This window comes from Pantoea sp. JZ29 (assembly GCF_035190385.1).
Lineage (GTDB): Bacteria > Pseudomonadota > Gammaproteobacteria > Enterobacterales > Enterobacteriaceae > Pantoea > Pantoea stewartii.
The window spans coordinates 3,314,567-3,329,578 of the sequence record NZ_CP045241.1; the positions used below are offsets into that span (position 1 = coordinate 3,314,567).

Genomic DNA, 15,012 nt, shown 5'->3' on the forward strand with positions numbered 1-15,012 from the left:
TTTAATGTTGGCACAAAATCAAAAGTTTGCCTGGTTGGATGAAAGTCCAAAAGTGTGGTTGACGGAAACTGGTCGGATCTTTCACACTTAACAAAATACATTTTCTCAGGATAGCGCCATGAGTCAGGCACTCGAAAATCTGCTTAATCTTATTCATCTGGAAAAACTCGACGAGGGGTTATTTCGCGGCCAGAGCGAAGATTTGGGCCTGCGTCAGGTCTTTGGCGGTCAGGTCGTTGGACAGGCTCTCTTTGCGGCCAAACAGACCGTTCCCGAGGATCGGGGCGTTCACTCCTTTCACAGCTATTTTCTTCGCCCCGGCGACAGCCAAAAGGCGATTATTTACGATGTTGAAAGTCTGCGCGACGGCAAAAGTTTTAGCGCGCGCCGCGTCAGTGCCATCCAAAATGGTCAGCCGATCTTTTATATGACGGCATCCTTCCAGTCTCCGGAAAGCGGGTTTGAACATCAAAAACCGATGCCGCAGGTTAAAGGACCGGAAAACCTGGCCAACGAGCAGCAAATGGCGCAAAAAATGGCGCATATGCTGCCGGAAAAATTACGCGAAAAATTTGTCGCTGAACGCCCGCTGGAAATCCGCCCGGTACAGATCCACAACCCGTTAAGAGGCCATGTCGATAAACCGCAGCGTCAGGTGTGGATTCGGGCCAATGGCACCCTGCCCGACGATGTGCGTATCCATCAGTATCTCCTTGGCTATGCGTCCGATCTCAACTTTCTGCCTGTGGCCTTACAACCGCATGGTAAAGGTTTTCTTGAAGCCGATATGCAGGTGGCGACCATTGATCACTCTATGTGGTTCCATCGGCCACTGAACTTCAATGACTGGCTGCTTTACAGCGTGGAAAGCACCTCAGCATCGGGTGCACGCGGCTTTGTTCGCGGGGAGTTTTACAATCAACAGGGTGAGCTGGTCGCGTCTACCGTGCAGGAAGGCGTTATGCGTCAGCGCAGCGAATAGCAAAAAGGGGCGAATCATCGCCCCTTTTTATTTATTCAGACTGACAAGTTACTGGTTGTAAGCGTTCTCGCCATGGCTGTTGACGTCCAGACCTTCGCGCTCCTGCTCTTCCGGTACGCGCAGACCGACGATCATATCGGCCAGTTTAAAGCCAATAAAGGCAACGACGGCAGACCAGACAATGGTAACGCCCACGCTCAGCAACTGAATCGCAACCTGATGGCCCATGGTCACGCCAGGCGCATAACCCACGCCGCCAAGTGAAGATGAAGCAAACACGCCGGTCAGGATACAACCGATGATGCCACAGACACCGTGGACACCGAACACATCGCAGGGATCGTCAACGCGCAGCCATTTTTTCAGCGTTGTCACGCCCCAGATACCTGCCAGACCACCCACGATACCGATGATCAGCGCGCCGCCAACACCGACATAACCACAAGCCGGCGTGATGGCAACCAGACCAGCAATAAAGCCAGAACAGGCACCTAACAAAGACGGTTTACCACGCAGCGCCCACTCGCCAAAAGTCCAGGCCAGCACCGCACCCGCCGTCGCAACCACGGTATTCAGGAAGGCCAGAGCAGCAATTTCATTCGCAGCGGAAGCTGAACCGGCGTTAAAACCAAACCAGCCAACATACAGAATCGCAGTACCGGTGAACACCATCGGCAGGTTGTGTGGTTTGAATGCTTCTTTGCCAAAACCGGCACGTTTGCCCACCAGGTAAGCACCAACCAGACCGGCTACCGCAGCGTTAATGTGCACCACCGTGCCGCCCGCGAAGTCCAGTGCGCCATCCTGAGCCAGTAAGCCGCCCGCCCAGACCATATGCGCAATGGGAAGATAAGCCAGGGTCAGCCAGACACCGACAAAAATCAGCACCGCGGAGAAACGGATACGTTCCGCCAGCGCACCGACGACCAGACCGACCGTGATACAGGCAAAGGATGCCTGGAACGCGACGTGAATATACTGATAAAAGGTGCCCATGACGGCGGTCAGTGCAATGTTTTTCAGCATGGACCAGTTGAAGCTGCCAAAGAAGGCATTGCCTTCGCTGAAGGCCAGTGAGTAGCCATAAACCACCCACAGTACGCACACCAGCGAGAAGGTCACCGCAACCTGTGTGAGCATCGACAGCACGTTTTTACTGCGGATCAGGCCGCCGTAAAACAGTGCAATCCCAGGAATTGACATAAACAGCACCAGTGCGGTGCAAATCATCATAAAGGCGTTGTCGGCTTTGTCCGCTACGGCAGGTGCCGCCATCGCCAGCGACGGTAACAGTGCCAGGCTGGTCAGGCCCAACTTGGTCAGCATTTTATTCATTTTTTTCCATCCCATCACATTACTGAGTCTTGTTTACAGTGCGGCTTCGTCGGTTTCGCCGGTACGTATGCGAATCACGCGCTGCAGTTCAGCAACGAAAATCTTGCCGTCGCCAATTTTTCCGGTGTAAGCCGCTTTACTGATTACGTCCACTACTTCGTCCAGTTGGTCATCGGCAATGGCGATATCAATTTTTACTTTCGGCAGAAAATTTACGCTGTATTCCGCCCCGCGATAGAGTTCAGCATGTCCTTTCTGACGCCCAAAACCTTTAACTTCGGAGACGGTCAGTCCCTGAATACCAATTGAAGACAATGCTTCTCGCACATCTTCCAGCTTGAACGGCTTAATCACGACGGTAACCAGCTTCATAGCCTCTCCTTAAGGATTAAAATAGGTCGGTCTCATGGACACGGAGAGACTTAAGCAAAGCCTGTGCCAGATATAATCAGTGGGCAAAATCACTATTCAGGCTGCGATAGAATCAGGGTTAGGAAACGCAGAATAAATAAGCAGGACGCAGTGACGGGATGACTAAGCGAAGCGGATGCACGCTTTTGGTGCTGTTAAGCACAAAGACGTGCATCCAAACGGGTCAACAAGGAAAAAATGCGCAAAAAAGGTGCAGATCATCCGGCGCTGGTTAGCGCCTCATCCGATTCGAGCTGATCACCTGCCTGCTGCAACTGGTACATTTGCCAGTAACGTCCTTGTAAGGCCAGCAGCTGCTGATGATTCCCCTGCTCGACAACGCGGCCACGGTGCAAAACCAGAATCGTATCGGCCTCGGTGATAGTGGAAAGACGGTGAGCGATCACTACCAGGGTCGTATATTGACGTAAGGTGCGCAGCGTGTGTTGGATCGCCTGCTCCGTGCCGGAGTCAATATTCGCGGTAGCTTCATCCAGTATTAAAATCTGCGGCAGTTGCACCAGCACCCGAGCCAGGGCCAGTAACTGTTTCTGCCCTACCGAGAGATTATTACCCTGCTCTCCCAGTCGGGTATGGATACCGTCAGGCAAGGCGCGCGCCAGCGGGGCCAGCTGTACCTGTTCAAGTACCGACCAGACCGCCTCTTCACTGATATCCCGACCCAGCCGTACATTCGCTAACAGCGTGTCGGCCAGCACCACCGGATCCTGCTGTACCATCGCGATACCGCGACGCAGTGCCTCATGGGAATACTGGTTAAGCGGACGATCGTCCAGGCGCACCTCGCCGCGCGTGGCGGGGTAATAGCCCATCAGCAAATTTGCCAGTGTGCTCTTGCCGCTGCCGGTATGTCCCACCAGGGCGACAAAGCCCCGCGAAGGCACGTCGAGATCAATATTACTCAGCACCTCACGATCGTCCCGGTAGGCAAAGCTCAGGTTCTCCAGCGTAATGCGTCCCGATTGCAGAGGCCGATCGTCATGACCGTAATGCTGCTGTGGCGCATCCATGAGTTCAAAAATACGTTCGCCCGCCACGACCGCCTGTTGCAGCATCGACTGCTGGGTGGTCAGTTCGATCAGCGGTTCATTGAGGCGCCCCAGATAGGTAATAAAGGCGTAAAGTACCCCAACTTCAAACACACCCGGCACCGAAAAGCTGAACAGCAACAGTAATCCGCAGAGTATCAGCGCGGAGAACAGGCTCAGCAGCGGTCGTAGCAGGAAACCATCCAGCCTGAGCGTTTCCATGCGCGCCAGATAATGTGAACGGCTGGCCTCCAGCATGCGTTCACCAAAGCGCGCCTGCTGGCGAAACTGTTGTATCACGCTCATTCCGCTGATGACTTCATTGAAGCCATTATTAATGTCTGCCAGGTAGCTGCGTACACGACGGGCTATCGGCGTGCTGTAGCGCTGATAAATCAGCATCACAATGAGCACCATCGGGAAAATTAACATCGCCACCAGCGCCATGCGCCAGTCCAGACTAAACATCGCCACCATCATGGCACCGACCAGCGCGGCGCTACGCAGCACCGTTGCCACCACCGTGACGTACAGATCCCGAACAACTTCGGTATCATTCGTGACCCGGGAAATAATTTGCCCGACCGGCTGCGTATCAAAGGCGCCGAGCGGCTGGCGCAGTGCCGCATTCATGGCGTCGGTACGCAGGCGCTGTACCACGCCAATGGCGGCCCGGTTAAACAGTAAGGCCTGCCAGTAATGCAAAGCGGCAGCCAGAAGCTGCAACAGGATAAAACTTACGACCAGTCCCGCCACCGTGCCCCACGGCATCTGATGCTTTGCGACCAGATTATCAATAAAATAGCTCACCAGAACCGGACCGGTCACTTCTGCCGCGGCCGCAATCCACAGCATCAACACGGCCAAAGACAATGACTTGCGCCACGGGCTGCCATAACTGAGCAGGCGTTTGAGCGTTGGCCACATACGTTGTGATTTAGCCATGTGCCACCTCTTCTTCCCTCTCATCGTCGTCCAGTGCCGCTTCCAGCTGTTGGTAACGGTACATATCGCGATACCAGCCAGGCATATTCGCCAGCCCGGCATGATCGCCACGTTGTGCCACCGTGCCTTTTTGCAGCACCAGAATTTCGCTGGCCTCTGTCAGCGCCGACAAACGATGCGCACTGATAATGATCGTTCGCCCTCTGCCCCACTGCCGCAGATTATGCAGGATGTCGTGTTCAGTGCGACCATCAACCGCCGAGAGTGCATCATCAAGCACCAGAATTTCCGCATTCATCAGCAAGGCACGGGCGATGGAAATACGTTGTTTTTGACCACCCGACAGCATGACGCCGCGCTCGCCCACCTCGGTTTCATAGCCCTGCGGCAGACGCAGAATATCCTCGTGCACGCAGGCCATTTTCGCCGCCTGCTCAATCTCGTCCTGCGTGGCGTTGGGCTTACCTAACGCAATATTACGGGCCACGCTGTCCGAGAACAGGAACGGAGTTTGGCTCACCACGGCCAGGCGACTGCGCCAGCTGTCCAGACGCAGCGACGGCAGCGGGATGGCATGGTAGCGAATATCACCTTGCTGAATGTCGAAATGACGCTGAATCAGACTCAGTAACGTGGTTTTACCACTGCCGGTCGGGCCACACAGCCCCAGCATATCGCCCGGTTTTAACTGGAAGGTGACATTGCTTAATACCGCACCGGCACTGGCGGGATAATGAAATTCGCGGATAGCCACCTGCAGCGTTCCCGCCGGCTCAGGCAAGGTGTGATCACCGTCTTCCACCACTGGCGCTTCGGATAATAATGCGCGGATGCGGCTCCAGGCTGCACTGCCTCGTTCAACGATGTTAAACATCCATGCCAGCGCCAGCATCGGCCAAATCATCAGGCCAAGATACATTACAAAGCTGGTGAGCTGGCCCAGCGTCATGTCTCCGTGCCACACCAGCCAGCTTCCGCCGCCTATCGCCAGCAGGTTGGCAAAACCAATGGCAATATAGATGGTGGGATCGAAACGCGCATCCACCCGGGCGACGCGCAGATTTTTTTCGCCGGTATCGCGTGCAATATCGGCAAACTGCTGGGACTGATGCTGCTCAAGTCCAAATGCTTTGATCATACGGATACTGGTCAGGCTCTCCTGCGTTTGATCGTTCAGGCTGGAAAAGGCAGCCTGAGCCAGTTTGAAACGGTTATGGAGTTGCTCGCCATAGCGGTGAATCACCAGTGCCATAAACGGCATCGGAATAAGCGAAATCAGCGTTAACTGCCAGCTGATTTGGGTACTCATGGCAATCAGCACAACACATCCCATCACCAGCGAATCCACCAGCGTGAGCACGCCTTCCCCGGCAGCAAAAACCACGCGATCCACATCGTTCGTGGCACGGGCAATGAGATCGCCGGTGCGATGGCGCAGGTAAAAGGCGGGCTGCTGTCGGCTGAGCTGACGGTAAAAGTCCTCGCGTAATTCGACGGCGAGTTGATAGGACGCGCCAAACAACAGCACGCGCCAGACATAACGCAGCAGATAAACCACGACGGCAGTCAGCAGCATCACCCCAATCCACATCATAATGCGGCTGGCGCTCATGCTGTGATGCGTTACGCCGTCAACCACCACGCCAACCACCCACGGCGGCAGAAGTTGCAGCACGGCAATGATGATTAATAAAGTGACGGCGCCCAGATAACGCCGCCACTCACGGATAAAATACCAACTTAACTGGCTGAATAATCGCACAAGGCAGCTCTCAATCTCAGGTAATCAGGGGGCAACCGGCAGGGCTGTAGTGTATTTGATCTCTTCCATCGCAAAGCTGGAGGTCACATCGATCAGGCCTGTTACACCATTAACTAAACGCTTATAGAAGGCATCATAACTTTTCATGTCGGCAACCTGAATACGCAGCAGATAATCATACTCCCCGGCCATGCGATAGAAGCCCATCACTTCAGGCATGCTTTGCACTACCGACACAAATTCCTGATACCAGTCTTTGCTGTGCTGGGTGGTTTTCACAAACATAAAGGCGGTAAGTGACAGGCCGAGTTTTTCATTATCAAGTAGGGCAACGCGTGCGCGGATGAAGCCATCTTCTTCCAGCTTTTTCAGGCGCTTCCAGCAGGGCGTGGTGGTGAGGTTAACCGCATCCGCCAGTACCTGGAGCGAAACTGTGCAATCCTGCTGCAGCATCGCCAGCAGTTTAAGGTCGATTTTATCTAACATGCGCACTCCGGTAGAAATTTTTTCTCCATTACGCCGATCTTACTGCAAAAGCTGCAAGCTCTTTTTCCTGCACGTGCCTTAAAATAGGGGCTTTCACCCGGTCGGAAATAACCCTTATGTCTTCATGCTGGATACGCCACGCGATAAACGAAATCAATGCTGACTTTCAACGCTCTGCGGATACGCATCTGATCCGCTTTGCATTGCCCGATTTCCCGGGAATCGGGTTCTATCTGAAAGACGAAAGTACGCATCCCAGCGGCAGCCTGAAACACCGTCTGGCGCGGTCATTGTTTCTTTATGCTCTCGCTAATGGCTGGATCAAACAGGGTACGCCCGTGATTGAAGCGTCATCGGGCAGCACCGCCGTCTCAGAGGCGTATTTTGCCCGCCTGCTGGGCCTGCCCTTTATCGCCGTGATGCCAGCCAGTACGGCCCGACGTAAAATCGAACAAATCACGTTCTATGGCGGCCAGTGTCATTTTGTGAGCGATCCCTGTCAGCTTTATGCCGAATCAGAACGGCTGGCGCGGGAACTGAATGGCCACTTCATGGATCAGTTCACCTATGCAGAGCGGGCAACTGACTGGCGCGGCAATAACAATATTGCCGAGAGTATTTTCCGCCAGATGGCGAATGAGCCTTTTCCTGTTCCTCATACGCTGATTATGAGTGCGGGAACCGGTGGGACCTCCGCAACGCTTGGCCGCTACATTCGCTATCAGGGATGCGATACCCGTTTGCTGGTTGTTGATCCAGAGCATTCCGTGTTTTACGACTACTGGCGAAACCGTGATGCCTCGCTCACCGGTCAGCGCGGCAGCATGATTGAAGGCATTGGACGTCCGCGCGTGGAGCCGTCGTTTATGCCCGACGTTATTGATGAAATGATCAAAGTCCCGGATGCAGCCTCGATTGCCGCCATGCTTAAGCTGGAAACCCTGCTGGGGCGTAAACCGGGCCCGTCTACCGGCACAAACTTCTGGGGCATGATGCAGGTGGCCAAACGCCTGCGCGACAATAACCAACAGGGTTCACTGGTTACCCTGCTGTGCGACAGCGGCGAGCGCTATCCTGACACTTACTACCAGCCTGACTGGGTCGCACAACATATTGGTGATATCACGCCCTGGCAGCGCGAACTGGAATAATATTTCCCCCCGCCAGGCAGATATAACCTGATGTGATCGCCGCCTGCAGCTGTTCAGCGGCGCACTCAGGTATTACCATAAGCGCAAATGTTTAAACTGGGATATCTCATGAAACGCGCTGTTGTGGTGTTTAGCGGTGGGCAAGACTCCACCACCTGTCTGGTTCAGGCTTTGCAACGTTATGATGAAGTGCACTGTGTGACCTTTGATTACGGTCAGCGTCATCGTGAAGAGATTGACGTTGCCCGCGACCTGGCCCTGAAGCTGGGTGCCCGTGCTCATAAAGTGCTGGATGTGACGATGCTGAATGCGCTGGCGGTGAGCAGCCTGACGCGTGACAGCATCCCGGTGCCATCGTATGACCCGACTGCAACCGGCCTGCCCAGCACCTTTGTCCCCGGCCGCAATATCCTGTTTCTGACCCTGGCATCGGTTTATGCCTATCAGGTTGAAGCGGAAGCGGTCATCACAGGCGTTTGCGAGACCGACTTCTCGGGCTACCCCGACTGCCGCGATGAGTTTGTCAAGGCGCTCAACCATGCCGTCAGCCTGGGCATGGCGCGTAACATTCGTTTTGAAACACCGCTGATGTGGCTTAATAAAGCCGAAACCTGGGCGCTGGCCGATTACTGGCAGCAGCTCACCTTAATCCGCGAAGACACCCTCACCTGCTACAACGGCATTAAAGGCGATGGTTGCGGCGACTGTGCCGCCTGCCATCTGCGGGCCAATGGTCTGAAGGCCTATCAGCAGGATCGCGCTGGCATTATGGCCGCCATGAAGGCCAAAACCGGTCTGGAATAATACTTTTGCGGCGACGATGGCATGTCGCCGCCTCAATCAGGCCGGCTTCATTAATCTTTCCAGTCGCTGCCGCAGTTCTCCTTCGAGCGGAACGGCTTTTTGCGTGCGAAGATCAATGCACACAAACGTCAGTGCAGCATCCGCGACCACCGTTTCACTGCCCGCTAACAAAATGTGTTGAGTGATGATGCCACTTTTCCCATTGAGTTGCTTAATATCACTGCTGACCTCCAGTACGTCGCCCAATACGGCCGGGCGACGATAATTGATATTGATGTTTACCACCACAAAAGCCAGTTTTTGCTCAAGCAGCCAGGTAAAGGCCTCTGCTTCTTCCAGCCATTGCCAGCGCGCTTCCTCTAAAAACTCCAGATAACGCGCATTGTTAACATGCTGGTAAACATCCAGATGGTAGCCGCGCACTTTTATCGTGGTCTGCATGATCCTTCTCCTGCTGCTTATTGACTGGTTGGACCTGTTCACTCTAGCAGAGTCCCGCCCTGACAGCAGGTTAAGCATCAGAGTTGCGCTTCATTTCACAATTTTAACCGTGAGGCATTTCGCTCCACCAGCGCGTGACCAAAGCCAGGCACGTCTTTCAGTTGATCCACCGCCGTGAACGGCCCGTATTCTTCACGATAGCTGACGATAGACTGCGCCTTTTTCAGACCAACGCCATTCATCACCGCCGAGAGTTGCTCCGCCGTGGCTTCATTGATACTGACCTGCTCCTGATGCGGCATTGAAACCTGTGCAGCCTGTGTCTCACTGGGGGTTTCCGCCGCTGCCAGTGGCGTTTGAACGAGGGCGCCACACAGGGCGAGGGAAAGATAAAAGGCATGTAAGTGGGTTTTAGCCATGCTGTGTTTCTCCTTGTGTTAAACAGCAGGCTCAGCGTGTCATGTCCGCTAAACAGACTCAAAGGGCAACGTTCTAAAATGGAAAAGGCCGCATAAGCGGCCTTTCGTCATTTCAGCTGTTACCTGAAATTTGCGAGGATTACTGCATTTGAGCAGCGGCACCGTATTTGATTTTGGCCGCTTTACGCAGGTTTTGCAGTAAGGCTTCAAAGGTCAGTTGCGCGTTGTTTTGCGTGACGCCTTTGACCATCTCGTCAATCTGCGCCTGAGGCAGGCTACCGGTCGTAACCTTATTCACCGCGATCAGCACCACATTGCCTTGCATGTCCTCACCCACGCCCCATGACGGTTTGTTATCCGCTGGCTCTGGCAGGTTGAAGGCAGCCTGAGCAACGGGATCCTGCGTGTTACGGTCAACCGTTTTGCTGGCGCTTAACGTCAGACCTGCGGCTTTCAGCACATCCGGTTTACCGGCTTTCAGCTCGGCTAACAGTTTATCAGCCTGGGCTTTTGCCTGTTGCGTCGCTTTATCATGCTTGATCGTCTCGGTGATTTGCGCTTTTACCTTGTCGAGGGGTTCCACCGCTTCGGGTTTATGCGCACTGATACGCAGTACAAAGGCACGATCGCCATCGACATTGATGATGTCAGAGTTATTTCCGGGCGCACCGTTTTGTCCCACTAACCCACCATTGAAGATGGCCTGCTTAACGGCATCAAAGTCGAGATCTTTAGGCACATCGTCACGGCTGAACCAGCCTGTTTCTGTGGCCTTCATACCTGACGCCTGCTCTGCACCAGCCAGCGACTCATTATCATTGCTCGCGGCTTCACTGACTTTCTGCTGCAGTTTGTAGAATTCCGCCTGTGCTTTATCCTGTTTGACCGCGTCCGCGATCTCATCACGTACTTCCGCCAGCGGTTTAACCTGCTCAGGCTTGATGTCGTCAAGACGGGCAATCAGGAAACCCACAGAAGACTTGATTACACCGGAAAGCTGACCCTTTTCTTTCAGTCCCGCATTCTTCAGCTCGTCTGGCGTCGTTGACGGCTCAAGCCAGCCCATATCGCCGCCTTTACGGGAAGAGATTGGGTCAATGGATTTGGTTTTTGCCAGTTCCGCGAAATCCGCGCCGCCTTTCAGCTGCGCCAGAATAGCGTCGGCATCGGCTTCGGTTTTGGTCTGAATCACGCTGTAACGATCGCGCTGGGGCTGCGTGTAGTCCGCTTTATGTTGATCGTACCAGGCCTGAATATCCGCATCGCTGGCATTTTCCTGCATGCTGGCGGCATCCAGTTTGATATAGCTTACGCGGAACTGCTCAGGGGCCATAAAGCTGCTTTTGTGCTGCTGATAATACTGGTTGATTTCGTCGTCATTGACGGTTTGCTTTGCAGCCAGAGCATTCACATCGAGGGTAGCCGTCTGAATATCACGCTTTTGCGCCACCAAATCCACCAGCTTAGTGGTTTCATTTTTCAGCATAAAATCGGTATTCGCGACCGCATTGATCAGCTGTTGGGTGGCCAGTTGTTTACGCAACGCTTCGGCATACTGATCCGGCGTGAATCCCATATTGCGGATCATCGCATTGTATTTAGCATTATCGAACTTGCCGTTGGTCTGAAACGCAGACTGGCTGAAGATAGCCTGTTTGACCTGATCGTCACTGATGGCAATATGCAGATCTTTTATGTAGGTATCCAGTAATGCCTGGTCAATCAGCTGAGACAGCGCCTGCTGGCGCATCTGCTGCATGTAACCTTCGTTGCCCGCAAGCTGCGAGAACTGATCACCCAGCATCTGCTGCTGACGATTGCGCTCGTTGTTGAACGCCTGCTCTAACTGCGCACGGCTGATCTCCTGGCCATTAACTTTGGCCGCATAATCGTTGTTACCGCCAATCAGATAGTTGCCAACGCCGGTCAGCACAAAGGAGAGAATGATCAACCCCAAAATAATCTTGAGCACGACATGGTTCGACGCCGCGCGTAAATTGTCCATCATGGTATGACAACACTCCGCTGTAGTGTGAATGTAAAGCCCTGCCGCAATAACGCCATCTTCCCGACGCATTACTCCGCTGCAAGTCTGGCTGGCAGCATGCATCCTGTTGAGACAAGTCTCGCAACCTTAAACCGCCTCTCCGGATGTAAAAAAGGCACATCTTATTGATGTGCCCGTATGTTACATGAGAACGCGTTAACCGTCCTCTAATCCACTCAAGAAAATGTGTTATTGAGTGGTGGCGTTGTTATTAGTTGACAGCGTCTTTCAGTGCTTTACCTGCACGGAAACCCGGTACTTTACCTGCCGGGATAGTAATCTCTTTACCGGTTTGTGGGTTACGGCCGGTGCGCGCTGCACGCTCACGTACTGAGAAAGTGCCGAAACCTACCAGCGCCACTTCATCTCCGCTTTTCAGCGCGTCAGAAACAGAGCCCATAAATGCATCTAAAACACGTCCTGCTGCTGCTTTAGAAATGTCGGCATCGGCAGCAATTTTATCGATCAGTTGTGACTTATTCACTCTATTCATCCCCTCTTTATTATTTCACATCGTACCCACGCTTCCTGTCGGGCACGAACGCGCAGCAAGTTATATCAAGCCTTATATGCCGAAACAACGGTAATCCTCTTATAACATCGCTTCAGCAGCCACCTAAATTAGCGGGACAAAAAAAAGCTGGCAAGCACCAATTGGTGTTGCCAGCGCGGCTTTTTAACGCTTTATGCCATTAATCACTATTTTGCGGTAGCTACCTGCATACCGTAAGGCGCGTTTTCCAGTGCCAGGTTCAGCACTTCCTCAATACGTTTGACCGGATGAATTTCCAGATCGGCAATCACGTTCTGAGGAATTTCTTCCAGATCGCGTTTGTTTTCGTCCGGGATCAGCACCACTTTAATACCACCGCGGTGTGCCGCCAGCAGCTTCTCTTTCAGCCCGCCGATAGGCAGGACCTGACCACGCAGGGTGATCTCACCGGTCATCGCGACGTTTGAACGCACCGGGTTACCGGTCAGGCAGGACACCAGGGCAGTACACATGGCAATACCGGCACTGGGACCATCTTTCGGCGTCGCGCCTTCCGGTACGTGCACATGGATATCGCGTTTTTCATAGAAATCGCCATTGATACCCAGTTTTTCCGCCCGGGCGCGGACGACAGTCAGCGCGGCCTGAATGGATTCCTGCATGACTTCGCCCAGCGAACCGGTATAAGTCAGCTTGCCTTTGCCCGGTACACAGGCGGTTTCAATGGTCAGCAAATCGCCACCCACTTCCGTCCATGCCAGACCTGTTACCTGACCCACGCGGTTTTCGCTGTCGGCGCGGCCATAGTCAAAACGCTGCACCCCAAGGAAATCCTTCAGGTTTTCACCATTAATGGTGATATGCTTTTTGGTTTTGTCCATCAGCAGCGTTTTCACTGCTTTACGGCACAGCTTGGACAGTTCACGTTCCAGGCTACGCACACCGGCTTCACGCGTGTAGTAACGAATGATGCCGATGATGGCGCTGTCTTCGACGGTGATCTCAGACGATTTCAGGGCGTTACGCTCAATCTGCTTCGGCAGTAAATGCTGCTTGGCGATATTGAGTTTTTCGTCCTCGGTATAGCCAGACAGACGAATCACTTCCATACGATCCAGCAGTGGAGCCGGAATGTTCATGGAGTTCGACGTCGCCACAAACATCACATCAGACAGATCGTAATCGACTTCCAGATAGTGATCGTTAAAGGCGATGTTCTGTTCAGGATCCAGCACTTCCAGCAGCGCTGAGGCCGGATCGCCGCGCATATCCGACGACATTTTGTCGATTTCATCCAACAGGAACAGCGGGTTTTTCACGCCGACTTTCGCCATCTTCTGAATCAACTTGCCCGGCATAGAGCCAATATAGGTACGGCGATGACCGCGAATTTCCGCTTCATCCCGCACGCCGCCGAGGGCCATGCGTACATACTTACGCCCGGTTGCTTTCGCAATAGACTGACCCAGCGAGGTTTTACCCACGCCCGGCGGTCCCACCAGACACAGAATCGGCCCTTTAATTTTGCTGACGCGACTTTGCACCGCAAGGTACTCAAGGATGCGGTCTTTGACGCGTTCCAGGCCATAATGGTCGGTATCCAGCGTTTCCTGGGCTTTGCGCAGATCTTTCTTCACTTTGCTGCGCGCATTCCACGGAACCTGAACCATCCAGTCGATATAGCCGCGCACCACGGTCGCCTCGGCAGACATCGGCGACATCATTTTTAGCTTCTGCAGTTCTGCTTCAGCTTTCTCACGCGCTTCCTGCGGCATTTTGGCCGCATCGATTTTACGTTTTAACGCTTCGTACTCGTCAGGCGTATCATCCATCTCGCCCAGCTCTTTCTGAATGGCCTTCATCTGCTCATTCAGGTAGTACTCACGCTGGCTCTTTTCCATCTGCTTTTTGACGCGATTGCGAATGCGTTTCTCAACCTGCAGCAGATCGATTTCAGATTCCATCATGGCCATCAGATATTCCAGACGTTCATTGACGTCTGACATCTCCAGCACTGACTGTTTATCCGCGAGTTTTAATGGCATGTGCGCCGCCACCGTATCCGCCAGGCGCGCCGCATCATCAATATTGTTCAGTGACGTTAAGACCTCAGGCGGGATCTTTTTATTCAGTTTGATATAGCCTTCAAACTGATTGATCGCCGTGCGCACCAGCACTTCCTGCTCGCGCTCTTCAATCTCCGGAGAGACCAGATATTCCGCCTGGGCGACAAAATGGTCACCGTTGTCAGCCAGCGTAGTGATATTGGCACGCTGTAAACCTTCAACCAGCACTTTTACCGTTCCGTCTGGCAGTTTTAACATCTGCAGTACGGAGGCAATGGTACCCACTGAAAAAAGATCGTTTATGCCAGGTTCATCCGTTGAAGCCTCTTTCTGTGCGACCAGCATGATCTTTTTATCATGATCCATTGCGGCTTCGAGGCACCGAATTGATTTTTCCCGGCCAACAAACAACGGAATTACCATGTGCGGATAAACTACCACGTCGCGCAACGGCAGGACGGGGATTTCAATGCGTTCAGAACGCTCAGGATTCATAGAGCTCTCTCTTAGTTTAGTGTCCGCAAGGTGATGGGTACCGCATCAGGCAGGTGTGCGGTCAAACCCACAGGTGTCTGAGTATATGGGGATGATTGTCAGACATTCAATGTCACAACGGTGAGA

General features: G+C 53.5%; 13 protein-coding genes. 3 read left to right on the forward strand and 10 right to left on the reverse strand.

Annotated features, from left to right (window positions below; all coding sequences use genetic code 11):
• Window positions 1–118 precede the first annotated feature (118 nt).
• Entirely contained in the window at window positions 119–982 is an 864-nt protein-coding gene (gene tesB, locus GC090_RS15495) for an acyl-CoA thioesterase II (protein ID WP_006117944.1), read from the forward strand.
• 48 nt (window positions 983–1,030) lie between these two features.
• Here tesB and amtB read toward each other — a convergent pair whose 3' ends face one another.
• The 5 genes from amtB to GC090_RS15520 all read right to left on the reverse strand — a co-directional run bounded on the left by amtB (window position 1,031) and on the right by GC090_RS15520 (window position 6,970).
• On the reverse strand, window positions 1,031–2,317 hold the full coding sequence (gene amtB / locus GC090_RS15500) for an ammonium transporter AmtB (RefSeq protein WP_324020328.1): 1,287 nt from the start codon (window positions 2,315–2,317) through the stop codon (window positions 1,031–1,033).
• Window positions 2,318–2,350: 33 nt separating this feature from the next.
• Window positions 2,351–2,689 (reverse strand): P-II family nitrogen regulator, encoded by a 339-nt coding sequence (gene glnK, locus GC090_RS15505; protein WP_003850469.1) that lies wholly within the window; start codon window positions 2,687–2,689, stop codon window positions 2,351–2,353.
• A 257-nt stretch (window positions 2,690–2,946) separates the two neighbouring features.
• Window positions 2,947–4,722, reverse strand: coding sequence for a SmdB family multidrug efflux ABC transporter permease/ATP-binding protein (locus tag GC090_RS15510; protein WP_324020332.1), 1,776 nt, complete (start codon window positions 4,720–4,722; stop codon window positions 2,947–2,949).
• Entirely contained in the window at window positions 4,715–6,484 is a 1,770-nt protein-coding gene (locus tag GC090_RS15515) for a SmdA family multidrug ABC transporter permease/ATP-binding protein (protein ID WP_033738672.1), read from the reverse strand. Before GC090_RS15515 ends, GC090_RS15510 begins: the two co-directional genes overlap by 8 nt.
• 24 nt (window positions 6,485–6,508) lie before the next feature.
• Window positions 6,509–6,970 (reverse strand): Lrp/AsnC family transcriptional regulator, encoded by a 462-nt coding sequence (locus GC090_RS15520; protein WP_033738670.1) that lies wholly within the window; start codon window positions 6,968–6,970, stop codon window positions 6,509–6,511.
• Window positions 6,971–7,086: 116 nt separating this feature from the next.
• Between GC090_RS15520 and GC090_RS15525 the strand changes: the two genes are divergently transcribed.
• Both GC090_RS15525 and queC read left to right on the forward strand, forming a co-directional pair.
• On the forward strand, window positions 7,087–8,121 hold the full coding sequence (locus GC090_RS15525; RefSeq protein ID WP_058708281.1) for a PLP-dependent cysteine synthase family protein: 1,035 nt from the start codon (window positions 7,087–7,089) through the stop codon (window positions 8,119–8,121).
• Between the two features lie 108 nt (window positions 8,122–8,229).
• Window positions 8,230–8,925, forward strand: a complete 696-nt coding sequence (gene queC / locus GC090_RS15530) for a 7-cyano-7-deazaguanine synthase QueC (protein WP_006117951.1) — start codon at window positions 8,230–8,232, stop codon at window positions 8,923–8,925.
• 36 nt (window positions 8,926–8,961) lie between these two features.
• On the opposite strand, the gene GC090_RS15535 is transcribed toward queC, so the two are convergent.
• The 5 genes from GC090_RS15535 to lon all read right to left on the reverse strand — a co-directional run bounded on the left by GC090_RS15535 (window position 8,962) and on the right by lon (window position 14,886).
• Window positions 8,962–9,366, reverse strand: a complete 405-nt coding sequence (locus tag GC090_RS15535; protein WP_006117953.1) for an acyl-CoA thioesterase — start codon at window positions 9,364–9,366, stop codon at window positions 8,962–8,964.
• A 95-nt stretch (window positions 9,367–9,461) separates the two neighbouring features.
• Window positions 9,462–9,785, reverse strand: a complete 324-nt coding sequence (locus GC090_RS15540) for a helix-hairpin-helix domain-containing protein (RefSeq protein WP_033738667.1) — start codon at window positions 9,783–9,785, stop codon at window positions 9,462–9,464.
• Between the two features lie 139 nt (window positions 9,786–9,924).
• Window positions 9,925–11,793 (reverse strand): peptidylprolyl isomerase, encoded by a 1,869-nt coding sequence (gene ppiD / locus GC090_RS15545; protein ID WP_039338626.1) that lies wholly within the window; start codon window positions 11,791–11,793, stop codon window positions 9,925–9,927.
• Window positions 11,794–12,043: 250 nt separating this feature from the next.
• Entirely contained in the window at window positions 12,044–12,316 is a 273-nt protein-coding gene (gene hupB / locus GC090_RS15550) for a nucleoid-associated protein HU-beta (RefSeq protein ID WP_006117956.1), read from the reverse strand.
• Between the two features lie 215 nt (window positions 12,317–12,531).
• A complete protein-coding gene (gene lon / locus GC090_RS15555) occupies window positions 12,532–14,886 on the reverse strand; it encodes an endopeptidase La (protein ID WP_033738666.1) in 2,355 nt (784 codons plus the stop codon).
• Window positions 14,887–15,012: the final 126 nt, after the last annotated feature.

Excerpts from the sequence above, each read along its gene's own strand:
- GC090_RS15520 (WP_033738670.1), bottom strand. The coding sequence starts at position 6,970 with ATGTTAGATAAAATCGACCTTAAACTGCTGGCGATGCTGCAGCAGGAT.
- GC090_RS15540 (WP_033738667.1), bottom strand. The coding sequence starts at position 9,785 with ATGGCTAAAACCCACTTACATGCCTTTTATCTTTCCCTCGCCCTGTGT.
- tesB (WP_006117944.1), top strand. The coding sequence starts at position 119 with ATGAGTCAGGCACTCGAAAATCTGCTTAATCTTATTCATCTGGAAAAA.
- lon (WP_033738666.1), bottom strand. The coding sequence starts at position 14,886 with ATGAATCCTGAGCGTTCTGAACGCATTGAAATCCCCGTCCTGCCGTTG.
- GC090_RS15525 (WP_058708281.1), top strand. The coding sequence starts at position 7,087 with ATGTCTTCATGCTGGATACGCCACGCGATAAACGAAATCAATGCTGAC.
- glnK (WP_003850469.1), bottom strand. The coding sequence starts at position 2,689 with ATGAAGCTGGTTACCGTCGTGATTAAGCCGTTCAAGCTGGAAGATGTG.
- amtB (WP_324020328.1), bottom strand. The coding sequence starts at position 2,317 with ATGAATAAAATGCTGACCAAGTTGGGCCTGACCAGCCTGGCACTGTTA.
- GC090_RS15535 (WP_006117953.1), bottom strand. The coding sequence starts at position 9,366 with ATGCAGACCACGATAAAAGTGCGCGGCTACCATCTGGATGTTTACCAG.
- ppiD (WP_039338626.1), bottom strand. The coding sequence starts at position 11,793 with ATGATGGACAATTTACGCGCGGCGTCGAACCATGTCGTGCTCAAGATT.
- queC (WP_006117951.1), top strand. The coding sequence starts at position 8,230 with ATGAAACGCGCTGTTGTGGTGTTTAGCGGTGGGCAAGACTCCACCACC.
- GC090_RS15510 (WP_324020332.1), bottom strand. The coding sequence starts at position 4,722 with ATGGCTAAATCACAACGTATGTGGCCAACGCTCAAACGCCTGCTCAGT.